The organism is Streptomyces sp. NPDC029956 (assembly GCF_055574655.1).
This window is the reverse complement of record NZ_JBVHZJ010000004.1, coordinates 40,391-65,644: the sequence shown is the minus strand read 5'-3', so window position 1 is coordinate 65,644 and position 25,254 is coordinate 40,391. Positions and strand designations below refer to the sequence as shown.

The 25,254-nt window shown below is 70.5% G+C and carries 21 protein-coding genes; 7 read left to right on the top strand and 14 right to left on the bottom strand.

All coding sequences use genetic code 11. The features are described from left to right. Nucleotides 1–125: 125 nt before the first annotated feature. Entirely contained in the window at nucleotides 126–1,202 is a 1,077-nt protein-coding gene (locus ACZ4XX_RS04130; RefSeq protein ID WP_468506434.1) for an AI-2E family transporter, read from the top strand. 39 nt (nucleotides 1,203–1,241) lie between these two features. On the opposite strand, the gene ACZ4XX_RS04125 is transcribed toward ACZ4XX_RS04130, so the two are convergent. After that, the gene (locus ACZ4XX_RS04125; protein ID WP_468506433.1) at nucleotides 1,242–2,057 is read right to left on the bottom strand and encodes an MBL fold metallo-hydrolase; all 816 of its coding nucleotides are present in this window, start codon (nucleotides 2,055–2,057) and stop codon (nucleotides 1,242–1,244) included. 272 nt (nucleotides 2,058–2,329) lie between these two features. After that, nucleotides 2,330–4,450, bottom strand: coding sequence for a SpoIIE family protein phosphatase (locus ACZ4XX_RS04120; RefSeq protein ID WP_468506432.1), 2,121 nt, complete (start codon nucleotides 4,448–4,450; stop codon nucleotides 2,330–2,332). Nucleotides 4,451–4,622: 172 nt separating this feature from the next. Between ACZ4XX_RS04120 and aspS the strand changes: the two genes are divergently transcribed. Further along, nucleotides 4,623–6,431 (top strand): aspartate--tRNA ligase, encoded by a 1,809-nt coding sequence (aspS, locus tag ACZ4XX_RS04115; RefSeq protein WP_468506431.1) that lies wholly within the window; start codon nucleotides 4,623–4,625, stop codon nucleotides 6,429–6,431. A 53-nt stretch (nucleotides 6,432–6,484) separates the two neighbouring features. Here the strand turns inward: aspS and ACZ4XX_RS04110 are convergent, their stop codons facing one another. From ACZ4XX_RS04110 to ACZ4XX_RS04070, 9 genes are all read right to left on the bottom strand, one after another. Continuing rightward, complete coding sequence (locus ACZ4XX_RS04110) at nucleotides 6,485–7,018, bottom strand: SMI1/KNR4 family protein (RefSeq protein WP_468506430.1); 534 nt, start codon at nucleotides 7,016–7,018, stop codon at nucleotides 6,485–6,487. A gap of 84 nt (nucleotides 7,019–7,102) precedes the next feature. After that, nucleotides 7,103–7,423: a hypothetical protein gene (locus ACZ4XX_RS04105; protein ID WP_468506429.1), complete on the bottom strand. Its 321-nt coding sequence runs from the start codon at nucleotides 7,421–7,423 to the stop codon at nucleotides 7,103–7,105. An 80-nt stretch (nucleotides 7,424–7,503) separates the two neighbouring features. Next, the gene (locus ACZ4XX_RS04100; RefSeq protein WP_468506428.1) at nucleotides 7,504–8,007 is read right to left on the bottom strand and encodes a hypothetical protein; all 504 of its coding nucleotides are present in this window, start codon (nucleotides 8,005–8,007) and stop codon (nucleotides 7,504–7,506) included. 299 nt (nucleotides 8,008–8,306) lie between these two features. Further along, the gene (locus ACZ4XX_RS04095; RefSeq protein ID WP_468506427.1) at nucleotides 8,307–9,050 is read right to left on the bottom strand and encodes a hypothetical protein; all 744 of its coding nucleotides are present in this window, start codon (nucleotides 9,048–9,050) and stop codon (nucleotides 8,307–8,309) included. Then, nucleotides 9,040–13,683, bottom strand: a complete 4,644-nt coding sequence (locus tag ACZ4XX_RS04090; protein WP_468506426.1) for a putative T7SS-secreted protein — start codon at nucleotides 13,681–13,683, stop codon at nucleotides 9,040–9,042. The genes ACZ4XX_RS04095 and ACZ4XX_RS04090 overlap by 11 nt, the downstream gene beginning before the upstream one ends. Continuing rightward, nucleotides 13,683–14,330 (bottom strand): hypothetical protein, encoded by a 648-nt coding sequence (locus ACZ4XX_RS04085; protein ID WP_468506425.1) that lies wholly within the window; start codon nucleotides 14,328–14,330, stop codon nucleotides 13,683–13,685. Before ACZ4XX_RS04085 ends, ACZ4XX_RS04090 begins: the two co-directional genes overlap by 1 nt. Beyond that, complete coding sequence (locus ACZ4XX_RS04080; protein WP_468506424.1) at nucleotides 14,327–14,890, bottom strand: SseB family protein; 564 nt, start codon at nucleotides 14,888–14,890, stop codon at nucleotides 14,327–14,329. Before ACZ4XX_RS04080 ends, ACZ4XX_RS04085 begins: the two co-directional genes overlap by 4 nt. Nucleotides 14,891–14,908: 18 nt before the next feature. Continuing rightward, nucleotides 14,909–15,778: a helix-turn-helix domain-containing protein gene (locus ACZ4XX_RS04075; protein WP_468506423.1), complete on the bottom strand. Its 870-nt coding sequence runs from the start codon at nucleotides 15,776–15,778 to the stop codon at nucleotides 14,909–14,911. A gap of 293 nt (nucleotides 15,779–16,071) precedes the next feature. Continuing rightward, the gene (locus ACZ4XX_RS04070) at nucleotides 16,072–16,503 is read right to left on the bottom strand and encodes an ATP-binding protein (RefSeq protein ID WP_468506422.1); all 432 of its coding nucleotides are present in this window, start codon (nucleotides 16,501–16,503) and stop codon (nucleotides 16,072–16,074) included. A gap of 154 nt (nucleotides 16,504–16,657) precedes the next feature. On the opposite strand from ACZ4XX_RS04070, the gene ACZ4XX_RS04065 reads away from it, so the two are divergent. The 3 genes from ACZ4XX_RS04065 (at nucleotide 16,658) to ACZ4XX_RS04055 (ending at nucleotide 18,315) form a co-directional block, all read left to right on the top strand. Next, nucleotides 16,658–17,533, top strand: coding sequence for a helix-turn-helix domain-containing protein (locus ACZ4XX_RS04065; RefSeq protein ID WP_468506421.1), 876 nt, complete (start codon nucleotides 16,658–16,660; stop codon nucleotides 17,531–17,533). After that, on the top strand, nucleotides 17,530–17,739 hold the full coding sequence (locus tag ACZ4XX_RS04060) for a DUF397 domain-containing protein (protein ID WP_468506420.1): 210 nt from the start codon (nucleotides 17,530–17,532) through the stop codon (nucleotides 17,737–17,739). The genes ACZ4XX_RS04065 and ACZ4XX_RS04060 overlap by 4 nt, the downstream gene beginning before the upstream one ends. A gap of 222 nt (nucleotides 17,740–17,961) precedes the next feature. Beyond that, nucleotides 17,962–18,315 (top strand): DoxX family protein, encoded by a 354-nt coding sequence (locus ACZ4XX_RS04055; protein ID WP_468506419.1) that lies wholly within the window; start codon nucleotides 17,962–17,964, stop codon nucleotides 18,313–18,315. A 75-nt stretch (nucleotides 18,316–18,390) separates the two neighbouring features. On the opposite strand, the gene metG is transcribed toward ACZ4XX_RS04055, so the two are convergent. After that, on the bottom strand, nucleotides 18,391–19,998 hold the full coding sequence (gene metG / locus ACZ4XX_RS04050) for a methionine--tRNA ligase (RefSeq protein WP_468506418.1): 1,608 nt from the start codon (nucleotides 19,996–19,998) through the stop codon (nucleotides 18,391–18,393). Between the two features lie 88 nt (nucleotides 19,999–20,086). On the opposite strand from metG, the gene ACZ4XX_RS04045 reads away from it, so the two are divergent. Both ACZ4XX_RS04045 and ACZ4XX_RS04040 read left to right on the top strand, forming a co-directional pair. Continuing rightward, a complete protein-coding gene (locus tag ACZ4XX_RS04045; RefSeq protein WP_468506417.1) occupies nucleotides 20,087–20,743 on the top strand; it encodes a response regulator transcription factor in 657 nt (218 codons plus the stop codon). Continuing rightward, on the top strand, nucleotides 20,740–21,834 hold the full coding sequence (locus ACZ4XX_RS04040) for a HAMP domain-containing sensor histidine kinase (RefSeq protein ID WP_468506416.1): 1,095 nt from the start codon (nucleotides 20,740–20,742) through the stop codon (nucleotides 21,832–21,834). Before ACZ4XX_RS04045 ends, ACZ4XX_RS04040 begins: the two co-directional genes overlap by 4 nt. Nucleotides 21,835–21,857: 23 nt before the next feature. On the opposite strand, the gene ACZ4XX_RS04035 is transcribed toward ACZ4XX_RS04040, so the two are convergent. Together ACZ4XX_RS04035 and ACZ4XX_RS04030 are read right to left on the bottom strand one after the other, a co-directional pair. Continuing rightward, the gene (locus ACZ4XX_RS04035) at nucleotides 21,858–23,597 is read right to left on the bottom strand and encodes a methyltransferase (RefSeq protein ID WP_468506415.1); all 1,740 of its coding nucleotides are present in this window, start codon (nucleotides 23,595–23,597) and stop codon (nucleotides 21,858–21,860) included. A gap of 194 nt (nucleotides 23,598–23,791) precedes the next feature. Then, complete coding sequence (locus tag ACZ4XX_RS04030) at nucleotides 23,792–24,979, bottom strand: 4-hydroxybenzoate 3-monooxygenase (RefSeq protein ID WP_468506414.1); 1,188 nt, start codon at nucleotides 24,977–24,979, stop codon at nucleotides 23,792–23,794. Between the last annotated feature and the right edge of the window lie 275 nt (nucleotides 24,980–25,254).

Sequence of the window (25,254 nt, the reverse complement as noted above, 5' to 3'; positions counted from 1 at the left end):
ACGGAGCGGGCTTCCCGCCCGTACGCGCGCGTGGGTGTCCGCACGGGCGGGCCCGCTGACGCTCCGTCACCCGTACGGTCGGTCCGCGCGCGACGACACGCCGGAGAGCGTGGTCCGGTGGTCGGGTGCAGACGTCGTCCCCGCTCCTTCCCGAACCCGTCCGCCGGGTCGCCGCCTGGTGCGCCGTCCTGCTCCTCGCCGCCGGGGTCGCCGCCGTCGGCATCTGGCTGTGCGTCGTCTTCGAGACGGTCGTCACCCCCGTCCTGCTCGCGATCCTCGGTGCCGCCCTCCTCGGGCCGCTCTACCGACGCCTGCTCCGGATGAAGGTGCGGAAGTCGTTCGCGGCCGCGCTCACCGTCGTCGCCGTCCTCGCGGTCGTCGGCGGAGCCACGTACATCGTCGTCGCCGCGCTCATCAAGACCGGCGACCAGATCATCGCCTCGCTCCGGCAGGCCGCCACCGACATCGCCGAGCACCTCGGCCCGGCCGGGACCTCCCTCGACGACCTCGCCAAGAACGCCGAGGGCCTCCTGAAGCAGTTCGGCGGCACGGCCGCCTCGGGCGTGCTCACGGGCCTCAGTGTCGTCGGCGGGATGCTCGCCACCGCCGCCCTCTCCCTGGTCCTGATCTTCTTCTTCCTGCGGGACTCGGACCGGGCCGCCGGTGCCCTGCGCGCCCTCGTCCCCCGCGACACCGGCGACCTCGTCGAGGCCATGGCGCGCCGTGCGTTCGAGGCCGTCGAGGGCTTCATGCGCGGGACGACGTTCGTCGCCCTCGTCGACGCGATCCTCATCGGCCTCGGACTCGTCGTCCTCGACGTCCCCGGCGCGGTGGGGCTTGCCGCGCTCGTCTTCGTCACCGCCTACATCCCGTACCTCGGCGCCTTCCTCTCCGGCGCGATCGCCGTCCTCGTCGCGCTCGCGGACCGGGGCTTCGCCATCGCGCTGTGGGTGCTCGGCATCGTCCTGGCCGTCCAGATGATCGAGGGCTACCTGCTCCAGCCGATGGTGCAGAGCCGCACCGTGCAGATGCATCCGGCCGCGGTGATGCTGGCGATCACGGCCGGGGCGTCCGTCGCGGGCATCCTCGGCATGCTGCTCGCCGTACCGCTGACGGCCGCGGCGACGGGAATCCTCGGCGAACTGCGGACGCGGTACGGAACTCCCCGCGCCTCCCCCGAGGACACCCCGGGCACCGCGTAGACGGACCGCCCAGGCCGGGACCGCCCAGGCCGGGACCGCCTAGGCCGGGACCGGGCCGTCCGGCTGGAACGAGGCCAGGAGCTGTTCGAGGGCCGCCTGGTCGGGTCCCACGAAGGGGTCGGAGTCCGGGACCATCGCGATCGTCTCGATCATCCGGTCCAACATCCTCACGGCCGGTGGCAGATGCGTGCACAGCACGATCTCCGGGTCCATCTCCCGTATCGGCTCGATCGTCGCCCGGTACTTCTCCGGGTCCACGAGGTGCGCCCAGGGGCTGTCGATCGTCGCCCACAGCAGCTGCGCCTGCCGTAGGTCCTCCGGCTTGAGATCGCTCGCGTGCCCGCTCTCCGCGACCTCGGCGCTCGGCATGGGCCCGCCGAAGCAGTCGGAGCTGAAGCAGAAACGGGTGCGGTCGTCGTAGAGGCCGACGGTGGCGGGGTTGTCGAAGAGCGGCGGCCGGAAGGCCTGCAGGGAACGGTCGCCGACGTCCAGGGACTGGCCGGGATTGAGGAAGTACACCCGGTCCATGGGCAGCGGGCGTTCGGTCATCATCTCGCCGGCCCCGAGGAACGTGGTGATCACCCGCGCGTCCGGGGCGGCGTCGAGGAGGTCGAAGATGCCGCCGGTGTGGTCCCGGTCGGGGTGGGTGAGCCAGATCCAGCGCACGTCGGCCGGGTCGACGACCTCGCCGAGCGCCGCGACGAAGTCACGGTCGGGGAGGGAGACGCCGGTGTCGACGACGACGGGCTCGGCGGCGGTGACGACATAGGCGTTGACGGGCAGGTGCCCGATGCCCGGGACTTCGAGGCTGTCGGCCAGCACGGTGGTGTCGCTGCCGACCTTGTGGGTGTCCATGGCGTGCTCCGTGGTCCCCCCGGCGTGGGTCCCCCGACGTGGCCTCCAGAGCGCGCGTCTCCGAGGGCGCGGTTCCCCCGGGCGGCCGTACGACACCAGTCTGCGCCGCACAGGAGAGCCCCGCACACGGGGAGCCCGCGCGTGCGGCGAGCCGTCCACGCCCGCCCACCCGGTGAGCCGTCCACGCCCGCCCACCTGGTGAGCCGCCCACCCCCGCGCGTGCGGCGAGCCGCCCACGCCCGACCGTCTGCAGCGGGCCGCCCTCGGCAGGGCTACCCGCAGCAGCCCTGCCCCGAGTCCGGTTCGTTCAGCTCGAACCAGATCGCCTTGCCCTCGCCGCGCGGGTCGACGCCCCACGCGTCCGCGAGCATCTCCATCAGGACCAGGCCGCGCCCGCTCGACGCCATCTCGCCCGGGTGGCGCTTGTGCGGCAGCTCGTCGCTCCCGTCGGAGACCTCGACGCGCAGCCGCCGTGACTTCTCCCCGCAGGCGACCTCGGCGACGAGGAGCGCGTCGCCGTCCGTGTGCACGAGGACGTTGGTGACCATCTCGGAGACCATGAGGACCGCGGAGTCGAGCTGGTCCTCGTCCCGCCAGTCGTGCAGCAGCTGCCGCACCTGCTCGCGCGCCTCGGCGATCCGCTCCGGCTCGGCCTGCGCGATCGTCATCAGGGTCCGGCGCGGGGCCTCCGGGATCGTGCCGACGGGCCGGCGGGAGAGCAGCAGGACGGCGATGTCGTCCTCGCGGCGGTCGGCGAGCGGCCCGGTCGTGTAGTGGGAGCCGGGGCCGTGGACGGCCTCCACGAGGGTGTCTGCGAGCGCCTCCAGGTCCTCGCCGTCATGGGACTCCAGGAGCGCGCGGACCCGCTCCCAGCCGGTGTCGAGGTCGTGCCCGCCGGTCTCCAGGAGGCCGTCGGTGCAGATCATCAGTGTCTCGCCGGGTTCGAGGGTGAGCCGGGTGGTGGGGTAGTCGGTGTCGGGGTCGATGCCGAGGGGCAGGCCTCCCGCGGTGGGCCTCAGAAGGACCGTTCCGTCGTTCATCCGTACCGCCGGGTCCGGATGCCCGGCCCGTGCGATGTCGACGGTCCCGTCCTCCAGGTCGACCTCCAGATAGAGGCAGGTGGCGAAGCGCGGGCCCGCCTCGCCCTCCCCGTCGTCGCCGTCGGTGATCCCGTACAGGAAGCGCGAGGCGCGGGAGAGGACGGCGTCCGGCCGGTGGCCCTCGGATGCGTACGCGCGCAGGGCGATCCGCAGTTGCCCCATCAGGCCCGCCGCCCGCACGTCGTGGCCCTGGACGTCGCCGATCACGAGGGCGATGCGTCCGGCGCCGCGCCCGCCGGTGCGGGAGGTGCCGCCGGGCAGCCGGATCATGTCGTACCAGTCGCCGCCGACCTGGAGACCGCCGCCGGTCGGCACGTACCGCGCGGCCACCTGGATGCCGGGGATGCCCGGCCCGAGGACCGGCATCATCGTCCGCTGCAGTCCGAGCGACAGTTCCCGCTCGGACTCGGCCACGCCCGCGCGTGCGAGGGCCTGGGCGAGCATCCGGGCGACCGTCGTCAGCACCGACCGCTCGTCCGGGGTGAAGGCCACCGGGTGCTTGAAGGCCGCCATCCAGGCCCCCATCGTGCGGCCGGCGACGACCAGCGGCACGAAGGCCCAGGAACGGCGGTCGAAGCGCTGTGCGAGCGGCCAGGTCACGGGGAAGCGGCGCAGGTACTCGTCGGGGCTCGGCAGATAGATCGCCCGGCCGGTCCGCGCGACCTCCGCCGCCGGGTAGTCGGTGTCGAGCGACATCGACGAGAACGGCCCCTCGTCGCCCTCGCTGTGCCCGTGGTGCCCGATGACGGTCAGTCGGTCGCCCGCCACCCCGAAGACCGCGAGCCCGTCCGGCGAGAACCCGGGCATCGACAGGGAGGCGGCCACCCGCAGCACCTCGGCCGTCGACCGGGCCTCCGCGAGCGCCCGCCCGGCGTCGAGGAGGAACGCCTCGCGGGACCGGCGCCAGTCACCCGTGACGGGGGTGTGCGCGGCGCTCCCCGGCCCCTGCTCGGCGACCTCCTGGAGGGTGCCGACCAGCTGGTAGTCGTTCCCCTCGATGAGGGGCTTCGACCTGCTCCGTACGGTACGGATCACCCGGCCGTGCACGTCCATGATCCGCAGCCGCGCCTCGGCGAGCGTCCCCTCGGCGACGGCGAGGTTCACGACCCCGTCGATCTCGTTCCAGTCGACGGGGTGGAAACGCGAGCGCACGGCCGCCTCGGTGAGCCGAACGGGTTCCGCGGGCAGCCCGAGCAGCCGGGCGGCCTCGGCGTCGAGCGAGACGATCCCGGACGCGTTGTCCCAGCGCCACAGGCCGGTCGCGATCGCGGCCAGGACGTCCTCGGTGCGCATTGCCCCACTTTATGAATATCGGACACCAGATCGCCACTGAGCGTATTCGAAAACCGATCTTGGCCCGGCCGGTACTCTGGGTGGGTCTGCCCGCGTGTCCTGTGACATCTGTGACAGGGGCCACAGGGCGGCGCTCCACGACCACAGATCCCGAAGACTGGATGAAACGACGATGCATCGGTACAGGTCCCACACCTGCGGCGAGCTCCGCGCCTCTGACGTCGGCACCGACGTCCGGCTGAGCGGCTGGCTGCACAATCGGCGCGACCTGGGCGGCATCCTCTTCATCGATCTGCGCGACCACTACGGCATCACGCAGCTCGTCGCCCGGCCCGGCACCGCCGCCGCCGAGGTCCTCGACAAGCTGACGAAGGAGACCGTCGTCCGCGTCGACGGCAAGGTCGTCTCGCGTGGCGCGGAGAACGTCAACCCGGAGCTCGGCACCGGCGAGATCGAGATCGAGGCCGTCACGGTCGAGGTCCTGGGCGCCGCCAAGCAGATCCCCTTCACCATCAACACCGACGACGGCGTGAACGAGGAGCGGCGCCTGGAGTACCGCTTCCTCGACCTGCGCCGCGAGCGCATGCACCGCAACATCATGCTGCGGTCCGCCGTCATCGCCTCCATCCGCTCCAAGATGGTGGCCCTCGGCTTCAACGAGATGGCGACCCCGATCCTCGCCGCGACCTCCCCCGAGGGCGCCCGCGACTTCGTCGTCCCGTCCCGTCTGAACCCGGGCAAGTTCTACGCGCTGCCGCAGGCGCCGCAGCAGTTCAAGCAGCTGCTGATGATCTCCGGCTTCGACCGGTACTTCCAGATCGCGCCCTGCTTCCGCGACGAGGACGCCCGCGCGGACCGTTCGCCGGGCGAGTTCTACCAGCTCGACGTCGAGATGAGCTTCGTCGAGCAGGAGGACGTCTTCCAGCCGATCGAGAAGCTCATGACGGAGCTCTTCGAGGAGTTCGGCGGCGGCCGCCACGTCACCTCGCCGTTCCCGCGGATCCCGTTCCGCGAGTCGATGCTGAAGTACGGCAACGACAAGCCCGACCTGCGCACGGCCCTCGAACTCGTCGACATCTCCGACGTCTTCGAGGCCTCGGAGTTCAAGGCGTTCGCCGGCAAGCACGTCCGCGCGCTCGCCGTCCCGAACACCGGTGACCAGCCGCGCAAGTTCTTCGACCAGCTCGGCGACTTCGCGGTCTCCCTCGGCGCGAAGGGCCTGGCCTGGGTCCGCGTCGGCGAGGGCAACGCCCTCACCGGCCCGATCGCCAAGTTCCTCACCGAGGAGAACGTCAAGGTCCTCACCGAGCGCCTCGGCCTGGAGCCCGGCCACGCGATCTTCTTCGGCGCGGGCGAGTTCGACGAGGTCTCCAAGATCATGGGCCCGGTCCGGGTCGAGGCCGCCAAGCGCGCCGGCCAGTTCGAGGAGAACGTCTTCCGCTTCGCGTGGATCGTGGACTTCCCGATGTACGAGCGGGACGAGGAGACCGGCAAGATCGACTTCTCGCACAACCCGTTCTCGATGCCGCAGGGCGGCCTGGAGGCCCTGGAGACCCAGGACCCGCTGGACGTCCTCGGCTGGCAGTACGACATCGTCTGCAACGGCATCGAGCTCTCCTCCGGCGCCATCCGGAACCACGAGCCCGAGATCATGTTCAAGGCCTTCGAGATCGCGGGCTACTCGAAGGAGACCGTCGAGCACGAGTTCGCGGGCATGCTCCGCGCCTTCGAGTACGGCGCCCCGCCGCACGGCGGCATCGCCCCGGGCGTGGACCGCATCGTGATGCTCCTGGCCGACGAGCCGAACATCCGCGAGACCATCGCCTTCCCGCTCAACGGCAACGCCCAGGACCTCCTGATGGGCGCCCCGACGGAGCTGGACGAGTCCCGCCTGCGCGAGCTGAACATCCAGCTCCGCAAGCCGGTCGAGAAGAAGACGGTCGACATCGCGGACGCGGTCCACCCGGACGCGGCGCGGTAGTCGTCGGAACGCCCGGAAGGGCCCGGAATCCTCACGGATTCCGGGCCCTTCGGCTATGCCACACCGATGCGGCGGAACTCATGGGTGGCGAGGGGGAACCGGGACGAGAGAAGGGTCGAACGCAGTTCTCCGGCCAGGGCGGACGCGAGGAACTGCGTGCAGGACACGGCGAAATGCTCCCACCGGTCGCCCCGTGCCTCGTTCACCATGACGGTCCATTCGTCCGCGCCGAAGCCGGGTCGGGCGAGCCAGTAGAGGCACTCTCCGTTGTCCGTGGTCGCCCACGGGACGACCCGTGCCCCGTCGACGGTCAGTTCCGCCGGCTTCTTCTCGAACTCCCACAGGCCTTCCAGGTCTTCGGCCTGCTGCTTCGCCCAAGTGATCAGGTCGTAGCTCGCGTTGGGGCAGCCGGGCTCCAGGACGTACAGGTAGTCGTCCCAGTTGCCTCCCCCGTAGACGTGAATGAGCTCCTTGTAGTCGGCGGGAAGCACCACCCCGAGGCTGCGCTCGACTCCCTCCCAGTCCGTGCGCCGGGGTTCGCTCGGCGCCGGGGAGATCTCAAGCAGACGTGGAAGGGCGTTGGTCATGGTCAGGATCCTGTCTCCGAGATCGTGGACAGACCTGGAGGGAGGCCTGGGAGCCTCGGACCCCAGGCTTCTCGGCCGAGGCGCCTAGTCCTCCAGGATGTCCCTCACGTAGTCGCCGAGTTCACCGGGAAGCTTTTCGACATCAAGAACTCGCAAACCTGCGACCATCTCCGGTTCGGCCAGGGAACCGAGCTGGATGATCGCGTTCAGCTGCGATTCCAGAGCGCTCGGGTCGCTCTCGCTCACTGCGGCTGCCACGAGGACGCCGGTGAGGATTCTCCCGTCGACCGGCGAGTAGTTGGACACCGAATCGGTGACCAGATCTGCCGCCAGCTCGCGGGATTTCGAGTCGGGGGCCGCAAGACTTCGCACGAATTCGAGAAGCTGGGAAGAGGAGATGGACACGCGGGTCACCTTAGGACAGCGGGGGCGGATCCCACCCTCCGTCTTCGATTCAGGGAGGGCCACCTGGTGCGGGGCGGTCGTCAGCCCGCCCGGAACGGTGCCCACAGATCGAGGCTCCACACGTCGCCATTGCCGACGCGGTAACCGCGCTCCTCGTCCTCGCCGTCCACGACGAGGACGGAGACGTTCGACGACGCGGCCCGGTACTGGAGGATTCCGCCCTGGTCGGTGATCTTCAGCTCCGGGACACCGTGGGTACGGGAGAGCTCGTCGTGCACCTCCTTCCAGGAGGTGTACCGGGAGAACTCGACACCCGTGCTCCGCGCCCAGGTCCGAGCCAGGTCGTCGTCCGGCGCGAGGCGGTGCAACTGGATCGAAGCGGTGGCCATGACCCACTCCGGCTCCGGGTTGAAGGCGAACTCGACGAGTCCGTAGTCCCGCCGCAGCGATTCCCCCTCCTCGTCGACGACATCGACGAAGGGATGGCGGAGGGTCCGGTCGACCTCTTCGAGTGTCGAGCCGATGTGGAGGCCGTGCAGCTCTCCGGTGGTGAGGAAAGAGGCGAGGAAAGCGACGCCGCTCACAGCCCGAGCACCAACTTCCTTGATCATGTACGCGCGCACGCGAGCCGGCCCCACCGCAACCTGGCCTCGGCGGGCAGATCACGGCGCTGCATACCTCCGACAGCGAGGTCACGCAGCTGTTCCCAACGCTCTGGCGGGCAGGATCTCGCCTCAGGCTCCAGCGGGAACCGCTCCAGGCTCTCCAGCGAGCTGCCTGTGCACCAAACACGGCCTTCGGTGCGGCCGTGTGCCCCCGGGGCACTGTCAGAGGACGCCGGGTTCGCTCCTGTGCTCCCCTCGGCTGCCGCGCTGGGAATTGCTCAAAGGTAGGCAAGATCTCCGCCCTGCCCGAGGAAGTCCTTGATCTGCGTTGTCGCCTTGCTGCCTTCGAGGGCCGTCACGCCTCTTGCCATTCTTCGGAAAATATCCGGGTATCTTTCCGCAGGGCAGAAGAGGACCAGCCCCGCGTGCGGATGTTTGTTGAGCGGAATGACAGGATAGAAGCCTGCTTCGATGGAGAACATCACATAGAGTGAGGCGATTCTTCTGCGTCGTGACTCCAGGTCCACCGAGTTCTTGAAGTCTCTGGAGAGCGAGAAGTGGGTCTCCATGATCTGTGCCGACTGGACCCAGGAATCCCTCGGTTCTTCGCTGTCTCCCACGGCGCATGCGAATCCCGAGCTACGGGCGCCCAGATCGCCGATGACATCGCGCACCAACGGCTCCGTGTTCGGAAAAACCTGGTACTTGGACTCGAATCGTGGAAGCCGCGGGAACTGCTCGGTTGCTGCCCGCTGCCCGGATCTCCACAGAATGGAGTGCTCGTCCCTCTCGCCCGGAGGCTCCCAGCCCCCCGGGCGCAGCTTCGCCGACCACGTGAAGATGCCGCCTTGGTGGAGGGCGGTCAGGGCGTTGGCCCAGGCGTTTCCCTCCTCGCTCGGGTCGCAGAAGACCCACACAGCCCCTACATCGCCCAACGGCCCGTCCAAGGATGAGACGACGGAGCCGATCTCCTCCGGATCCCAACGCGGTTGTCCCGCGATGAGGTATCGCTCATCCAGCATTTCTCGGTACTCCTCTGAGCCCGTATCCCGATTGCATGTCGCCATAATAGATGTGCTCGCCCTTGGGGCCGTGGTAATGGGGTAGCGACCACTCCTCCAGCTCCGGATCCTTGTTCTTGAAATAATGCCCGTTCGCGTGGTGATGGAACTCCAGTTCATTCCCCTTGGAGTCGATCCCCTGTATCAGCTCCCACGGTTCCCCCTTGGGGCCGAAGAGGTTCGGGTTCTTGCCCCACTGTTCGACTCTCGCAATGTATGAGGGATCGTCGATGTCATAGCGGCGCAGGACCTCGGCGAGGGCTGAGTCATGGTCCGGGAACAGGACGTCGCCGCGCTCGGCATCGAGCGGGAGATGTTTTTCGGGGCCGCCGGGCGGACAGGGCGACAGCCCCAGCGGGTCGCTCCACGTGTGCGGGTTGTGGACGTACGTCGCCGGGTTCGGTGCCGGGGCGAGGCCCAGGGGGTCCGGGGAGAGGTAGCGGGCGTTTTCCGGGTCGTAGTAGCGGAAGTAGTTGTAGTGGAGGCCCGATTCCGGGTCGAAGTACTGGCCGGGGAAGCGCAGGGGGGTGTACGCGGTGGCCGACCTGTTCCACGTCGTCGTGCCCCAGACTGTCGTGCGGGTGCGCCAGGCCAGTTCGCCCGACTCGTCCACCAGTTCCGTCGGGGTGCCGATCAGGTCGGTGATGATGGCGAAGAAGCGCTCGTCCGTGGAGCCCGGGTCCGTACGGCGTTCCGTCTGGGCCAGGGGGCGCAAGCCCGCGTGGTCCCAGGTGAGGGTGACGTCGGACGTCGTCTGTTCGCAGAGGGTCGCGCCGTCCCAGGTGAAGTGGACCGTCTCCAGGGGGGATTGCTTGGAGATGCGGCGGCCCAAGGGGTCGTACGCGTACCCCCAGACCTCACCGTCCGGCGTGGTCACCGAGGTCAGGCGGTCCTCCGCGTCCCACTCGTAGCGCCAGGTGTCGGGCTTGTGGGACAGACGGGTCTTCTGGCGGAGGACGATCCTGCCCTGGGCGTCGTGTTCGTAGCGGACAGCGCCCGCTCCGGTGATACGGGTGCCCTCGTAGGCGCGCCTGCCCGTTGCGGACCGGGACGGGTGCGTGGACGGCCAGGACGCCTCCATCTGGTTGCCCGCCTCGTCGTATGCGTACCGCTCCGACCAGCCCCGTGCCTGGACGGCCGTGACCCGGCCGGCCGCGTCCAGGTCGAAGCTGCGCGCGCCGGAGAGCGCGTCGGTGACGCCTGTGAGACCGCCGTCCGCGCGGTACGTATACGCCCGGTGCTGGAGCCGGCGCCCCGAACCGCCGGTGACCTCCTGACCGCTGAGTCGGCCCATCGCATCGAACGACGAGTTCAGGACGGCGAAGTCGGCGATGTGGCGCGCCGTTTCACGGCCGAGGGCATCGTGGGTGAAGGCCAGCGTCCGGCCCGACGATGTCAGTTCCGTGCGGCGGCCCGCCGCGTCGTACGACCACGTGCTCGTCGCGCCGCCTGGAGTCGTCCGACCCGTCCGCCGCCCCACGGCGTCGTGCCTGAACGAGAGCGTCCTGCCGTTCACCGTCTCGGAGACGAGGCGGCCGTAGCGGTCCCGGAGGCGCTGCAGTGTCGCGTCGGGGCCGGTCGCCGAAGACAGTTGGTCGAAGACGTCGTACTCGTAGGTGCTCGACGCCCCTTCGGCATCCTTGTGGACGATCCGTCCGAGGCTGTCGCGCTCGAACCGGACTGTCTGGCCAAGGCCGTTCGCGCGGGAGGCGAGCCGGCCCGCCGCGTCGTGCCCGTAGTTCACCGACCGGTCGTCGAAGTCCGACTCGGTGACCAGCCGGCCCGCCGAATCATAGGCGTAGTCCCACGTCAGGCCCCGCGGGTCGGTCACCCGCGTCAGTCGCAGGTTCGTGTCGTGGGCGAATTCGTACCGTGCGCCGTCCGGGCCCGTGCGGGATGTCAGCAGGTCGAAGTCGGCGTACGTGAAGTGGGCCGTGCCGCCCATCGCGTCCGTGTGGCTGAGGCAGTTGCCCTCGCCGTCGTACGTCCACGTCTCCACCGTTCCGTCGGGTGCGATGCGCCGCAACGGGCGGCCCTCGATCGTCCACGCCAGCTCCGTGACCGCGCCGAGGGGGTCGGTGACCCGGATCGCACGTCCGAAGGCGTCGCGCTCGTAGCGGGTGGTGGCACCCATCGGATCGGTGACCTCGCTGGGGAGGCCGCGACTGTCCAGAACCAGGTGGGTGGTGGCGCCGAGCGGGTCCGTCACCGAGGTGAGTCGGCCCGCCTCGTCGTAGGCGAACTCCGTCCGGGGGCCTGCGGGATCGGTGACGGACGTGCGGTTGCCGCGCTCGTCGAAGGTCTGGCGGGTGACATTGCCGTCGATGCCGACGATGCGTACCAGGAACCCGCCCTCGTCGTACTCGGCCCGGGCCTGCCGTCCGTCCGGGCGTTCCAGAACGGTTGCGCGGCCCTGCTCGTCGTAGGTGGTGCGGCTGACGTACCCCAGCGGGTCCGTCCGGGACAGGAGCCGGTTGCGGCGGTCGTACGCGTAGCGGGTGACCGCGCCCAGTGCGTCGATCTCCGCGACGACCTGCGCACGGTCGTTGATCAGGTGCCGCTCGGTGTTCCCCAGGCCGTCGGTGAACGTCGTCAGCCGGAGGCCCGTCGCCGGGTCGATATCGTCCCAGGTGAAGGTGGCTTCGAGGTGGCCGTTGGCACCCGACTGGTAGGTGCAGCGGTCCCGGTCGTCGTAGACGTAGTCGTAGCGGCTGCCGTTCGTGTCCGTCCACGAGGTGATGCGGCCGTGCTCGTCGCAGCCGAAGCGCAGCGGGCGCCCGGAGGAGTTGGTGACCTCGGTGAGGTGGCCCGCGGTGTAGCCGTAGCGCAGGATCTCCTGGTCGGATCCGTCCGCTGCCGCGCCCGCGAGGTGGAGGGCCGTCACCCGGCCCTCGTCCGTCGTGAGCTTCAGGTGGTAGCCGCCGTGGTGCACGATCGCCGTCGGGGCGCCCGTCTCGTCGTGCTCGAAGGCGATCCAGCGGCCGTTGCGGTCGTCGATCTGGGCCAGGAGCGCGAGTTCGTCGCCGTGGTTGGCGAAGTGCCGGACCGTGCCGCTGTCCGGGTCGGTGATCGTGTAGCCGTCCTCGACCCGGTCGAGTGGCCACTGCCGGCCGTGCGTGGGCATGACCGGGACGCCGGGTGCCGGGTGCGGGTAGGCGAGCAGGCTGCCCTCGTCGCAGCTGAAGACCACGCCCTCCGAGTCGATCTCGAGCCGCTGGTCGACCGTCGACGACCACGCCGGTCCGAACCAGCGGCCCGACCGGCGCGAGGAGTCGAAGGTGCGCCGGAAGACGACGGGCAGAGAGCCGGGGAGCGTGATGTCGGTCTGGGGCAGCAGCATGCGGCCCGTCGCGATGTCGATCGGGTCGTTCTTGCAGGCCGTCTGGCCGCACGTCTTGCCGTTGCTGGGCGGGTCCTTCTCCTGGTCCCCGCGGCTGCCGCCCGGCTTCTTCGTGTCCGGCAGGTGCTTGGTCGCGTCTTTCAGGCCCGCGCGCAGCCCTCCCCGGATCACCCCCGCGCCCTTCGTGCCCAGCAGTTCCGGCACCAGTCGGCCGAAGAACTCCGACGGGTCGCCCTTCGCCGCGTCCCAGGCGTTCTTCAGCGCCCGGTCCGGGTTCGCCACCGTGGAGACCAGGCCGGCGAGCGTCATGTTGACGCCCTTGTAGTACTCCGCCGGGTGCGTCAGGTTGTACGGGTCCACCGGGTTGACCGAGCGGACGAAGTTGAGGAGGCCCGCCGTGCCCTTGACGATGCCGCCGCCGAAGTGGGCCAGTTCGATGCCCTGGCCGAGGCCGTAGTCCATCAGTTCCAGCTTGGCCCGCTCGCGGCCCGTCGGCTCCTTCGGCGCGTGCGCGAGGGCGGCCCCGACCGCGGCCTTCGCGGTGTCCCCGGCCTCGTTGCGCGCCTTCCGCGCGTCGTTCAGGATCTCCTTGGCCCGCTGCCGCTTGGCCTTGCCGGGGTCGGAGAAGGGCCCGGGGTCCGGCAGCGGACTGTCCCCGGTGCGAGCCGCGTTGTAGGCGTCGACCTTCTTGTTGTACGTGTCGACCGCCGCCTTGGAGTCCCCGTCGCCCTCCTTGTAGAGGGCTATCGCCTCGCGCGCCTTGCCCTGCGCGCTCACCACCGCCTTGGAGTACGTCTCCAGCGCCTTGGCCGCGTTCTCCATGGCGTCCGCCGCGTGCAGCCAGTCCGTCGGCAGCGTCGAGAACTTCTCCCGGAACGCGTCGGCCGCCTCGCCCTTCCAGTGACCGGAGTCCAGCTTCCGCATGCCGCTGCCGACCAGGTCGAATGCCTTCTGGAAGTCCCGGAGGTTCTTCACCGCCTCGGCGATCTTCTCCGGCTTGCCGTGGATCAGCTCGTTCGCTTCCTCGGTCTGCCCGAGCTGCTGCTCCCCGACCTGCGCGCCGAGCGAGGACGCGGTCTCGTCGCCCCAGTCCTCGACCTTGTCCGCGATCTCGTGCGCACCGATCTTCTCCAGACCCTGGCCGATCTTGTCGGTGGCGTGGTCGATGCCCTCGCCGAGCAGTTCCTTGCCCTTGTCGACGCCGTCACCGATCTTGTCGATGCCCTTGTCGACCAGGCCTCCCCAGTCCACCATCAGCGGTTCTCCCCCCAGCGCGGCTGCTCGGCCTGCTCGATGGTCGCCTTGTCGGGGTCGAGGTCCTCCTTGAGCCGACCGTCCAGGCGGTCACGCACCGCGGCGTCGATCATTCCGCTGCGCTCCATCGAGTCCAGCTGTGCGTCCATGACGTCGTAACCGGTGTTCTTCCAGGTCTGCTTGACCTCGTCGTGAGCGTCGCTGAACGACTCCCCGCTCCAGTCCGCGCCGTCCCACATGTGCTGGTCGCGGATGGTGTCCCAGCTCTTCTGCTTGACCTCGTCCTCGGAGAGGTGCGGGTTCCCGTTGAGGGAGTTCACACCGATCTTGATCGAGTCCTTGATGTACTGCTCCTGCTCCGCGAACGATCCGGCCGACAGGCCGACCGCCTGCGCGAAGCCGTTCCCTCGCAGGGTGAGCGCGCGTACGCCCCACTCCCACCGGCCGCAGAAGGTGTCGAACTCCGAGGTCAGGCCGCCGTGCCCCAACTCCATTCCGGACAGCGCCAGATCGGAGAAGCCGCGGCCCGTCGACGCCTCACCGATCATCCCGAGCTCCTTCAGCTCGGCATGCGCCAGGTCGATGCCCTTCGCTATCTCCGACAGCGCCGCCGCCGGCGCTGCCAGGTCGGGCTTGTCCCCACTCATCGCGTCCCCGTTCCCCCGAGATCCACTGTGTCTTCCAGGTCCACCGCCACCTCGTCCGGGACGATCCCCGCCACCGGCGGGAAGAGCGTTCCGTCCGTACTGCCCGCGTCCAGCGCGACTCCGCCCGGACCGGGCAGCATCGGCACCATCACGTCGAGGAGCCGAGCGCCCAGGATCGTCCGGTACGTCCACTCCCGCCCGGCTTCTCCCCGGGCCGCCGCGAACCTGCCCAAAGCCTCCTCGTCCGAGAACGCGCAGATCCACCGCACCCCGTTGAAGTCCGCGGTCCACAGACTGTCCTGGTCATCGAACGGCACCAGCACGGCCGTACGCCGGAATTCGCCCAGCAACCGCGCAAACTCCCGCCGGGCCTCGGCGATCCCGTGGGCCTGCTCCGCCTGCGGCACGGCCTGTGCGGGCGGGTCCCCCGGGGTCGCTTCGCCACCCCGACCCGACGCCTCGGCAGGTGCGTCCGTCAGATCCGTAAGTCTCGAAACCTGCCGAGACCTCGGTATGTCGTCCCCGTTCTCACTCACCCGCGCATGCTGCCACGTGTTCATTCACACGAGCAACGAACGTCAGTCCGATCCCGCCACTGCCGCGCAGGACCCGCAGTCGCCCGGTTCGGGGGCGCGGTAGGCGCGGTCGCAGGTGTCGCAGTTCTGGAGGGGGTGCCTGGCCGCCGGGCTCTCGCCGGGGGTGCGGAAGTGCGGTAGGGGCGGGAGTTGGGCCGTGAGGCGGTGGGCCAGGAGTGCGGCCGGGCGGTGCAGCGTTTCCGGGGGCAGGCCGTGGGTCAGGGCGCGGTGGACGGCCTCGGGGGTGAGATCCCGCTCCAGCCAGGCGGCGACGCCCGGGACGAGGTGTTCGGCATCGGTGGCGGAGATCAGGAGCCGGGGGTCCTCGCGGCGGAGTCCGGAGAGGACTCCGAGGGCGGTCCGGAGCAGGTCCGGGGTGGGGTACACGGGCTGCGGTACGGCGGGCAGGGCGCGGCGGCGCGGTGGTGTCTCCGCGACCCGTCGGGGCCGGGGGCTCGGTTCGTCCGCGCCGCCCGTCCTGCCCGGCTGGTTGCAGGAGACCGTACGGGTGACCATGCGGCCCCCGTCGGTACGTACGCGGGTACGTCGCAGATAGCCGTGGGTTTCGAGTTCTCGGAGGGAGGCCGCGATCCGGGTCTTTCCCTCGGGGAAGCGGCCGGCGAGGCTGTCGATGTCGACCTGGGCGCCGGTCGGGAGCGACTGGATGTGCAGGGCCAGGCCGATGGCCGTCAGCGACAGGGCGTCGTGCTGGGCGAGGTGATTGCCGACCACCGTGAAGCGGCTGGTGTGACGGGCGTTGTCGTGGACGACGCCGCCGCCGTAGTGCCTGCGGGCACTACGAGAGGAGGAGTGGTTTTTCCCGTCGTTACGGGACTGGGAGCGCGGGCGCGCGCTAGTGTTCTGGGTACCCATCGGGAAGCTCTACTTCCTTGATGGTCAGGCCCTCGCCTTTGGGATTTGCGGTCCCGGCGGGGGCCGACGCATGTCAGCGGTGATGTGGTCTGTCGCGCCGAGCGTAGATCAAGCAACCCGGTCCAAAGCCAGCCGACTTGGGGTTTTTCACCCGAGTGAGTGAGTCCGGCCCGAGCGGGGCGGAGGGGTGGGGCTTGGTGGGGTTCTTTCTCTCAGTGGTCGTCCTTGAGGAGACCGTCCGCCCCGCCGGAGTTCGCATTTCCGGGTTTCGGTGACCACTCTCTCTGTGCAGGTCAGGGGTATGGCAGGTCGAGTTCGGCCCATACGGTCTTCCTCGGTACGGGGCCGAGCACGACGCCCCACCGGTCGGCCAGCGCCTCGACGAGGAGCAGCCCGCGTCCGGAGTCGCCCTCGGGGGAGGGCGGTTGGAGGCGCGGGAGGCTCTCGCCCCGGGTGTCCGTCACCTCGATGCGAAGGACCTCCGGCTGCGACAGGAGCGCCAGCCGGAAGCTTCGGCCGGCTACCCGGCCGTGCGTGGCGGCGTTCGCGGCGAGTTCGGCGACGACGTGGGTGGCGGCCTCCCTCGCGCCGTACGGCACCTCGTGATCCCGCATCCACTCGACGGCGAGCAGCCGGGCGAGCCGGGCCCCGCGTCGCGTGGGCGACAGGAGCACGCTGAAGTGACGTGTCGACGGGGGTACTTGGGTGGTGTTCTGCTGATTCACGTCACCGAGCGTGGCCGCCGATGCCTACCGTGAACAGTGACGGTGTCGATGCGTAGGGTGACTGTCCGGACCTTGTCCACTGCTGTCCGGGCTGTCCGGACCCTCTTCACGGGTAGGGGCGTCGCGCCACGAAGGGGCGAGGGAAGGGTGCGGAATGTCGGTGGATGGTGCGGCACAGCGGCTCAAGACCGAGGCGGACGAACCGGGGTGGGAGGTCGACCCGGACGACGACTGGGGCGTGGCCGTGGTCGCCACCGTGGGGCGGCAGTTGAGGCTCCGGAGAGAGTCGGTGGGGATGCGGGCCGCCGAGCTCGGGACGGCCACCGGCTACGGCGAGGACCTCGTCTACAAGATCGAGAGCGGGAAGCGGATCCCGCGCCCCGAGTTCCTGGACAAGGCGGACGAGGTGCTGGGGGCGGGTGGCCTGCTCTCGGCCATGAAGGAGGACGTGGCGAAGGTCCGGTACCCGAAGAAGGTGCGGGCGTTGGCGAAGATGGAGGGGAAGGCGGTGGAGATCCAGCTGTACGACCCGCTCAACATCCATGGCCTCTTGCAGACGCCGGAGTACGCGCGTGGGCTGCTGTTGATGAGGCGACCGGCGTACACGCAGGACGAGGTGGAGCGGATGGCGGCCGGTCGTGTGGCCAGGCAGAGCATCTTCCAGCGGGATCCTGCCCCTGAGCTCAGTTTCGTCCTGGAGGAGTGGACGCTTCGCCGCCCGCTGGGCGGGCGGAGCCTGCGGCGCCCCCAACTGGAGCGGCTGCTGGAGGTAGGACGGTTGCGGAACGTCGAGCTCCAGGTGATGCCGATGGACCGCGAGGAGCACGCCGGAGTGGACGGCGGGATCGAGGTGCTGAAGTTCGATGACGGATCGGTGGTCGGGCGCTCGCCGGTGGTGGCCAACGGTCGGCCGGTGACCGAGCGGAAACAGCTCCATATCCTGGAGTTGCGGTATGGCATCATCCGGGCTCAGGCTCTCACCCCTCGTGAGTCGTCGGCCCTCATCGAGCAACTGCTGGGAGAGACATGATCCGCAACACCTCGGCCGGGGACGCCTCCGAACTGGTCTGGTTCAAGAGCAGCTACAGCAGCGGCAGCGAGGGCGACTCCTGCATCGAGATCGCCACCACCCCCGCCACCGTCCACGTCCGCGACTCCAAGTGCCTCGACGGCCCGCAGCTCGCGTTCGTGCCCGGCGCCTGGGCGGGCTTCGTCTCGTACGCGACGGCCGGCTGATCCCGCCACCCCGCCTCCGTAACCCACACGTGTGAAGAGCCTGGATCTCTCGATCCCGGGCTCTTGGCATATGCCACGGTGTCGGCATGGCGACAGCGACGAACCCGGCCGCGCGGGCTGAACCTTCTTCGCGCGTGCCGTCACACATCCCGTCCGGGCTCCGTCAGTGCTGTGTCCGGCTCGGTCGAGGCGGACACGGGAGAGGCTGAAGGAGCCGTCGCGATGTTCACCGAGATGTCCACCACCGCTGTCGTCGTCACCGCCGTCGCCGCCTTCATGGCCGGGTTCTCCGCAGCGGCGATCTTCTTCCGGGCCGCGTTCGTCGTCGAGCCCCTCGCCCAGTACGGCGTGCCGCGCTCTTGGTGGAACCGGCTCGGGGCCGCCAAGGCCGCCGGGGCCGTCGGGCTCGTCGTCGGGTTCTACCTGCCGGCGATCGGGACCCTCGCCGCGATCGGGCTGATCCTTTACTTCGCCGGCGCCGTGATCACCATCCTCCGGGCCCGCTCGTACCGCCACGTGCCCTTCCCGCTGGTCTACATGGCCCCCGCCGTCGCCGCCCTCGCTCTGACCTGGTGACGAGCACGGAAAAGGCCGCCGCCCTGTGTGCAGGGACGGCGGCCTTCTTCGTACGTAGTCGGACGTAGTCGGACGTCAGTCCTTCTTCGGCTCCTCCAGGCGCGGGAACAGCACCGCGCCCTTCGTCACCGTCGCGCCCGCGGGGAGCTGGCCCCACGTGGCGGAGGACTGGACCGGCTGGGTGGCCAGGGCGCCCAGGGACGCCTCGGCGCCCAGGGACTCCCAGAGCGCCTGCGAGGTCTCCGGCATGATCGGGTTCAGCAGGACCGCGACGGCGCGGAGGGACTCGGCGGCCGTGTACAGGATCGTGGCGAGGCGGGCGCGACCCTGCTCGCTGTCGTCCTTCGCGACCTTCCACGGCTCCTGCTCCGTGATGTAGCCGTTGACCTGCTTCACGAAGTCGAAGATCGCCAGGATGCCGGCCTGGAAGTCCAGCTCCTCGCCGATCTTCGCGTCGGCCGTCGCGACGGCCTTGGCCAGGCCCTCGTGGATCGCCTTCTCCGCGTCGCCGTCGGCCGCCGAGGCCGGCAGCGCGCCGTCGAAGTACTTGCCGACCATGGCCGCGACGCGCGAGGCGAGGTTGCCGTAGTCGTTGGCCAGCTCGGACGTGTAGCGGGCGGAGAAGTCCTCCCACGAGAACGAGCCGTCCTGGCCGAACGCGATCGCCCGCAGGAAGTACCAGCGGTACGCGTCCACGCCGAAGTGCGAGGTCAGGTCCTGCGGCTTGATGCCGGTCAGGTTCGACTTCGACATCTTCTCGCCGCCGACCATCAGCCAGCCGTTGGCCGCGACCCGGCCCGGGACCGGCAGGCCCTGCGCCATCAGCATCGCCGGCCAGATCACCGCGTGGAAGCGCAGGATGTCCTTGCCGATGAGGTGGACGTTCGCCGGGAAGGTCTCGTCGAACTTCTCCGGGTTCTCGTTGTAGCCGACGGCCGTCGCGTAGTTGAGCAGCGCGTCGATCCACACGTAGATGACGTGCTTCTCGTCCCACGGCACCGGGACGCCCCAGTCGAACGTCGAGCGCGAGATGGAGAGGTCCTCCAGGCCCTGCTTGACGAAGTTCACGACCTCGTTGCGGGCCGACTCCGGCTGGATGAAGCCCGGGTTCGCCTCGTAGAACTCCAGGAGCTTCGGGCCGTACTCGCTCAGCTTGAAGAAGTAGTTCTCCTCCTTGAGGATCTCCACCGGCTTCTTGTGGACGGCGCACAGCTTCGTGCCGTCCTCGGCCTCGATGAGGTCGCCGGGGAGCTTGTACTCCTCACAGCCCACGCAGTACGGGCCCTCGTAGCCGCCCTTGTAGATCTCGTCCTTGTCGTACAGGTCCTGCACGAACTCCTGGACGCGGTCGGTGTGACGCTTCTGCGTGGTGCGGATGAAGTCGTCGTTCGCGATGTTCAGGTGCTCCCAGAGGGGCTTCCACGCCTCCTCGACGAGCTTGTCGCACCAGGCCTGGGGCGTGACGTCGTTCGCCTCGGCCGTGCGCATGATCTTCTGACCGTGCTCGTCCGTGCCGGTGAGGAACCACACCTTCTCGCCGCGCTGACGGTGCCAGCGCGTGAGCACGTCGCCTGCGACGGTCGTATAGGCGTGGCCCAGGTGAGGAGCGTCGTTGACGTAGTAAATGGGGGTCGTGACGTAGAACGCCTTCGCCCCCTGCTTCTCGGATCCAGTGGCCGCCATGGTCGAAATCCTAACGGTCGTACGAAGATCCACTCACATCGATAACCCGGGGCCGGACGACGGGCCGGGCCCGGGGAGGATGGCGGGCATGCGTGTACTGGTAGCCGAGGACGAACGACCCCTCGCCGAGCTCGTCGCCACCGGACTGCGGCGCGCGGGCTTCGCCGTCGACACCGTCCACAGCGGCGACGCCGCCCTCGACCACCTCGGGCTCCACCCGTACGACGTCCTCGTCCTCGACCGCGACCTGCCGCGCGTCCACGGCGACGACGTCGCCCGCCGCCTCGTCGCCGAGGGCTCCCCGACCCGCATCCTCATGCTGACCGCCGCCACCGCCACCGAGGACCGTGTCACCGGCCTCGACCTGGGCGCCGACGACTATCTCGGCAAGCCCTTCGAGTTCCCCGAGCTGGTCTCCCGCGTCCGCGCCCTGCGGCGCCGCTCCGCCCGCGCGGCGCTGCCCCCGCTCCTGGAGCGGTACGGGCTCCGCGTGGACACCGTCCGGCGGACCGCCACCCGCGACGGACGGGACCTCGATCTCTCCCCCAAGGAGTTCTCCGTCCTCCAGATCCTCCTGGAGTCCGACGGGGCGGCCGTCTCCGCCGAGGTGCTCCTCGACCGCGCCTGGGACGCCCACACCGACCCCTTCACCGGCGCCGTACGCGTCTGCATGAGCAAGCTGCGCGCGAAGCTGGGCGAGCCCGCGCTGATCAGGACGGTGCAGGGCGTGGGGTACCAGCTGTGAAACCGGGTGGTGACGCGGGATACCTGGGATCCGGCTCGACGATCCGGACGCGGATCGCGCTCGTGTACGGCGGTGCCTTCCTGGTCCTCGGGACGGTGCTGCTGCTCGTCGTGAACCTGCTCGTCCTCGCCGGGACGGACGACGAGACCGACGCGATCGTCGCCCGCGCCGACGGCGTGGCTGTCGTGGAGGCGTACGAGCTGGGGGACGACATCAGCCGCGCCGCCGGCGAGCAGATGCTCATGTGGTCGAGCCTCGCCCTGCTCGTCATGGCCTGCTGCGCCGTCGTCGTGGGGTGGTGGACCGCCGGCCGCGTGCTCCGGCCCGTGCACGAGATGACCGCCCGCGCCGGGCGCCTCTCCGAACGCAACCTGCACGACCGGATCGCCGTCACCGGGCCCGACGACGAGCTCAAGGAACTCGGCGACACGATCGACGCGCTCCTCGGCCGCCTGGAGACCGCCTTCGACAGCCAGCGCCGGTTCATCGCCAACGCCTCCCACGAGCTGCGCACCCCCCTCGCCACTCAGCGTGCCGCGATCCAGGTGGGTCTGGACGACAGCTGCGACGTGCGACAGGTCCTCCTCGACAGCAACCGTCGCAGCGAACGCCTCATCGACGGTCTGCTCCTGCTCGCCCGCAGCGAGCGGGGCCTCGCCGAACGCGAGGACGTGCGGCTCGGGGAGCTCGCCGAGGAGGAGTGGGCGGACGCGTACGTGGTGGCCGACGGCGGCGTCGTTCGGGGCAGCCGTGTGCTGCTCGGGCAGCTCGTCCGGAATCTCGTCGCGAACGCGGTCGCCTACAACGTGCCGGACGGCACGGTCGACGTACGGGCCGAGGGCGGGGTCCTCACGGTCACCAACACGGGACCGGTCGTCCCGCCCGACGAGGCGGCCGGGCTCTTCGAACCCTTCCGGCGCGGCGAGGGGCGGGACCGTATGGGGCCGGGCGCGGGACTCGGACTGTCGATCGTGCGGTCGATCGCGGAGGCCCACGGGGGGCGGGCGCGGGCGGTGGCCCGCGGCGCGGGGGAGGGCGGCGGCCTGGTGGTGACGGTGACCCTGCCGGTCACCGCCGCCTCCTCGGCCTGAAGCCCTGTCGGTCAGGCCCGCCCCTACCGCCGACGGGCGTGCAGCACGTGCGCCTCCAGGGGCAGCGGGCTGTGGCCCACGAGGTCGAGCCCGGCGTCCGCGAGCAGCCGGCCGTACGCGGCGGCCGTGCGCTCCCGCCCTCCCGTGTTGCACATCATGTGGAGGTCCCACGCCGTCGCCAGCGAGGGCGAGGGGTCCACCGGCAGGAGGCGCTCCACGATCAGCAGGTCGGCCTCCGGCGGCATCGCGGCCGCGCAGTGGCGCAGGATCGCCCGGCACCGCTCGTCGTCCCAGTCGTGCAGGACCCGGGAGAGCACGTACACGTCCCCGCCCTGCGGCACGTCCGCGAAGTCACCGGTCCGGAAGGAGCACCGCTCCGCGACCGCGCCGAGCCGGGCCCGCGCCGCCTCGACCACATGGGCGCGTTCGAGGAGGACCCCGCGCAGGGAGGGGTGCGCGGTGAGCAGACGCCCGAGGAGCTCCCCGGTGCCTCCGGCGATGTCCACGACGGTACGGCCGCCGGGGGCGGCGGCCGCGGCCGTGACGACCGGGTGCCGCGGCAGCGGGTCGAACATCGGGGCGCTCGCCGTCATGGACCGGTCGAACCGGGCGGCCAGCTCGGGATCGCGCGCGAAGTGGTCGAAGTGGTTCTCGCCGTACCGGTCCTCGAACCCGGGCTGTCCCGTCCGTACGGTGTGCGCGAGCCGGGCGAAGGACTCGTAGAACGGCCCCCCGTACATCAGCGCCAGCGCCCGCACCGACCCCTCGGCGTCCTCGCGCAGCAGCAGCCCCGCCTCCGTCAGCCGGAACGTGCCCCGCGCGCCGGGCTCCTCCGCCACCACATCCACCATGGCGAGGTACCGCAGCAGCGTCGCCAGGCTCTCCGGCCGGGCCCCCACCACCGGCGCCAGCGCCTCGGCCCCGCGCGCGGTGGACGGGCTCATCGCCTCCGGCAGCCGCAGCTCCGCGCAGGCCGCCAGCGCCTGCGTCGTCCAGGCCCCGGTCAGCAGGCGGAGGAGCGTTTCCGCCGGCTGCGCGGACGGCCGCCCGGCGAGGTGCTCGGCCAGGACGTCCCGGTGGTCACCGCGCGCGTACAGCTCCACCCGCCGGTAGGGCGTCTTCGTCTCGTCGGGCGCGGCGAAGTAGAAGACGGTCCCGTCCTCGTGCGGGTTGTAACCGCCCCCGTCCGGCGCCGCGCCGTGCCGAAGGAAGCCCGCCCGCAGCCCGCGCAGCACCAGCGGGTCCGGCCGCTCGACGTCGAAGGCCACGTGCGCCTCCCGGTCCACGGCCCGCTCCTCGGCGGCGACCGCGGCCGCCGCCGACCCCGCCGGGGCCGTCAGCGCGAACACCTCCACCGCACGCCGCTCGCCGCCCGGCCCGTGCACCGCCGGACGGAGGATCCGTACGTCCAGCTCCCCGACGCCCAGTCCGTGCCGTGCTGCCAGCCGCTCCCGCACCACGACGCTCGGCCGCGCCTCGCCGTCCGCGGGCAGCCCGGCGGCGGCCAGCCCCGCACGGAGGGCTTGTTCGTCGGGCGGGAAGACGAGGAGCGCGGCGTGCGCGAACCGGCACCGTTCGGCCGTCGCCCGCAGCTCGGGGCCGTCGAGTCCGGGCAGGACGCGCGCCAACAGGTCGGGCGTCTCCTGCTCCCGTACGAAATCGGCGGCGGCCCGCAGACGCTCGACGTCGGACGCGGGAGCGGCGTCGGCGTCGGCGGCGGGTGTCGGGCGGCCGGTGGTGGGGGCCGGGGTGGTGGTCGTCATCGCGGGGGTTCCTTCGGGGAGGGGAAGGGACGGCGGAATACGGGCAGGGGAGGGCGGAGCCACGGCCCGTGGGGCGGGACCGGGGCTCTCTGTGGTCGTACGGGAGGGAGGAAGGACGGGAGGGAGGGCGGAAGGACGGATGGGCGGAAAGCGGGAAGACGGGCGGAAGGACCGACGGGCGGAAGGGCCGACGGTCAGACGCCGACGTAGTTCTCGGCGAACCAGTCCTGTTGGGCACGGGAGTTCCGCAGCGCCTCCATACGGGCGCGCCGCAGCCCCTCCTGGAAGGGGGAGGCGGCGCCGTCGGCGCCGGGCACGCGGTGGAGGAGCTGGATCATCCAGTGCGAGAACTCCTGGGCGCGCCAGATGTGTGCCAGGCAGCGCGCCGCATACGCGTCGAGTCCCGCGGAGTCCCCGTGCAGCAGATCGTCGGCGAGGGCGCGCGCGAGGAGGTCGGCCCCCAGCACGGCGAGGTTGGCCCCCTTCGCGGCGGAGGGGCTGAGCAGGCTCGCGGCGTCGCCGACGAGGAACAGCGGGCCGTGGCGGAGTGGTTCGAGGACGTCCGACTCGAAGTCGACCACCGTCCGTTGCAGGATGCTCCCCCGCCTCAGCGGCCCGAACTCCCCGGCCCGCATCCGCAGGTCGAGCTCGTCCCACACCCGCTCGTCGGGCCAGTCGTCCGGCACGGTTCCGCGTGGGCACTGGAGGTAGTACCGGGTGACCTCGGGCGAGCGAGCCATGTGGCCCGCGAATCCCCGGGCGTGCGTGGCGTATCCGACGGCGTCGAGGCTCGGGGGCGCCTCGGCGAGGAGTCCGAGCCACGAGACCCCGTGGTCGCGGTGGTGGTGCCGTACCGCGCCGGGCGGCAGCGAGCGGCGCCCCGCTCCGTACCGTCCGTCGCAGGCGGCGACGTACCGCGCCCGCCAGTGCCCGGTGCGGCCGTCCGGCGCCCGTACGGCCACCGAGGGGCGCGGCCCGTCGAGGCCGGTCACCTCGACGGCCTCGGTGTCGAAGCGGATCCGCCCGCCGGCCCCGAGGAAGAGCCGGATCAGATCGGTGACCAGATCGTGCTGCGGATAGACGGTGTGCGGCTCGCGCCTGCCGAGCCGGCCGTAGTCCAGCCGGAACCGCCCGCCCTCGGTGCGGAACTCGCAGACGCCGTGCTCCTGCCCGCGCTTCCGCAGCCCCTCGTCGAGGCCGTGCCGCGCCAGTACCCGGGCGGTGTGAGGGGCGAGGAAACCGGCCCGCGCCCGCTGCTGCACGTGCTCGCGGCTCGCCCGCTCCAGGACGACACAGTCGACGCCGCTGCGCAGGAGGATGTTCCCGAGCACCAGCCCGGCGGGGCCCGCGCCGAGGATGACCACATCGGCGGAACGGGTCATGTCCGGTGCGGATAAAGGACTTTGACGTTCTGTCACGAGAATGGATCTTAGGGGTGGCGAAACTCAGCGGATGCTGAATATCACCCGAATGCCGCACAGGAGAAAAGGATTCTGCCGAGGAAGATCCTCACATACGCGCGCGGGGGGGGGGGGGGGGGGAGAGGGGGGGGGAGTCGAGGGAGAAAGAAGTGCCCGGGGGGTCCGAAAGGAAGAACGACGAGAAAACCGTACGGGGAAGGCTACTGCAGGGGCCCCCACCTGGCGCGGCTCCCCAA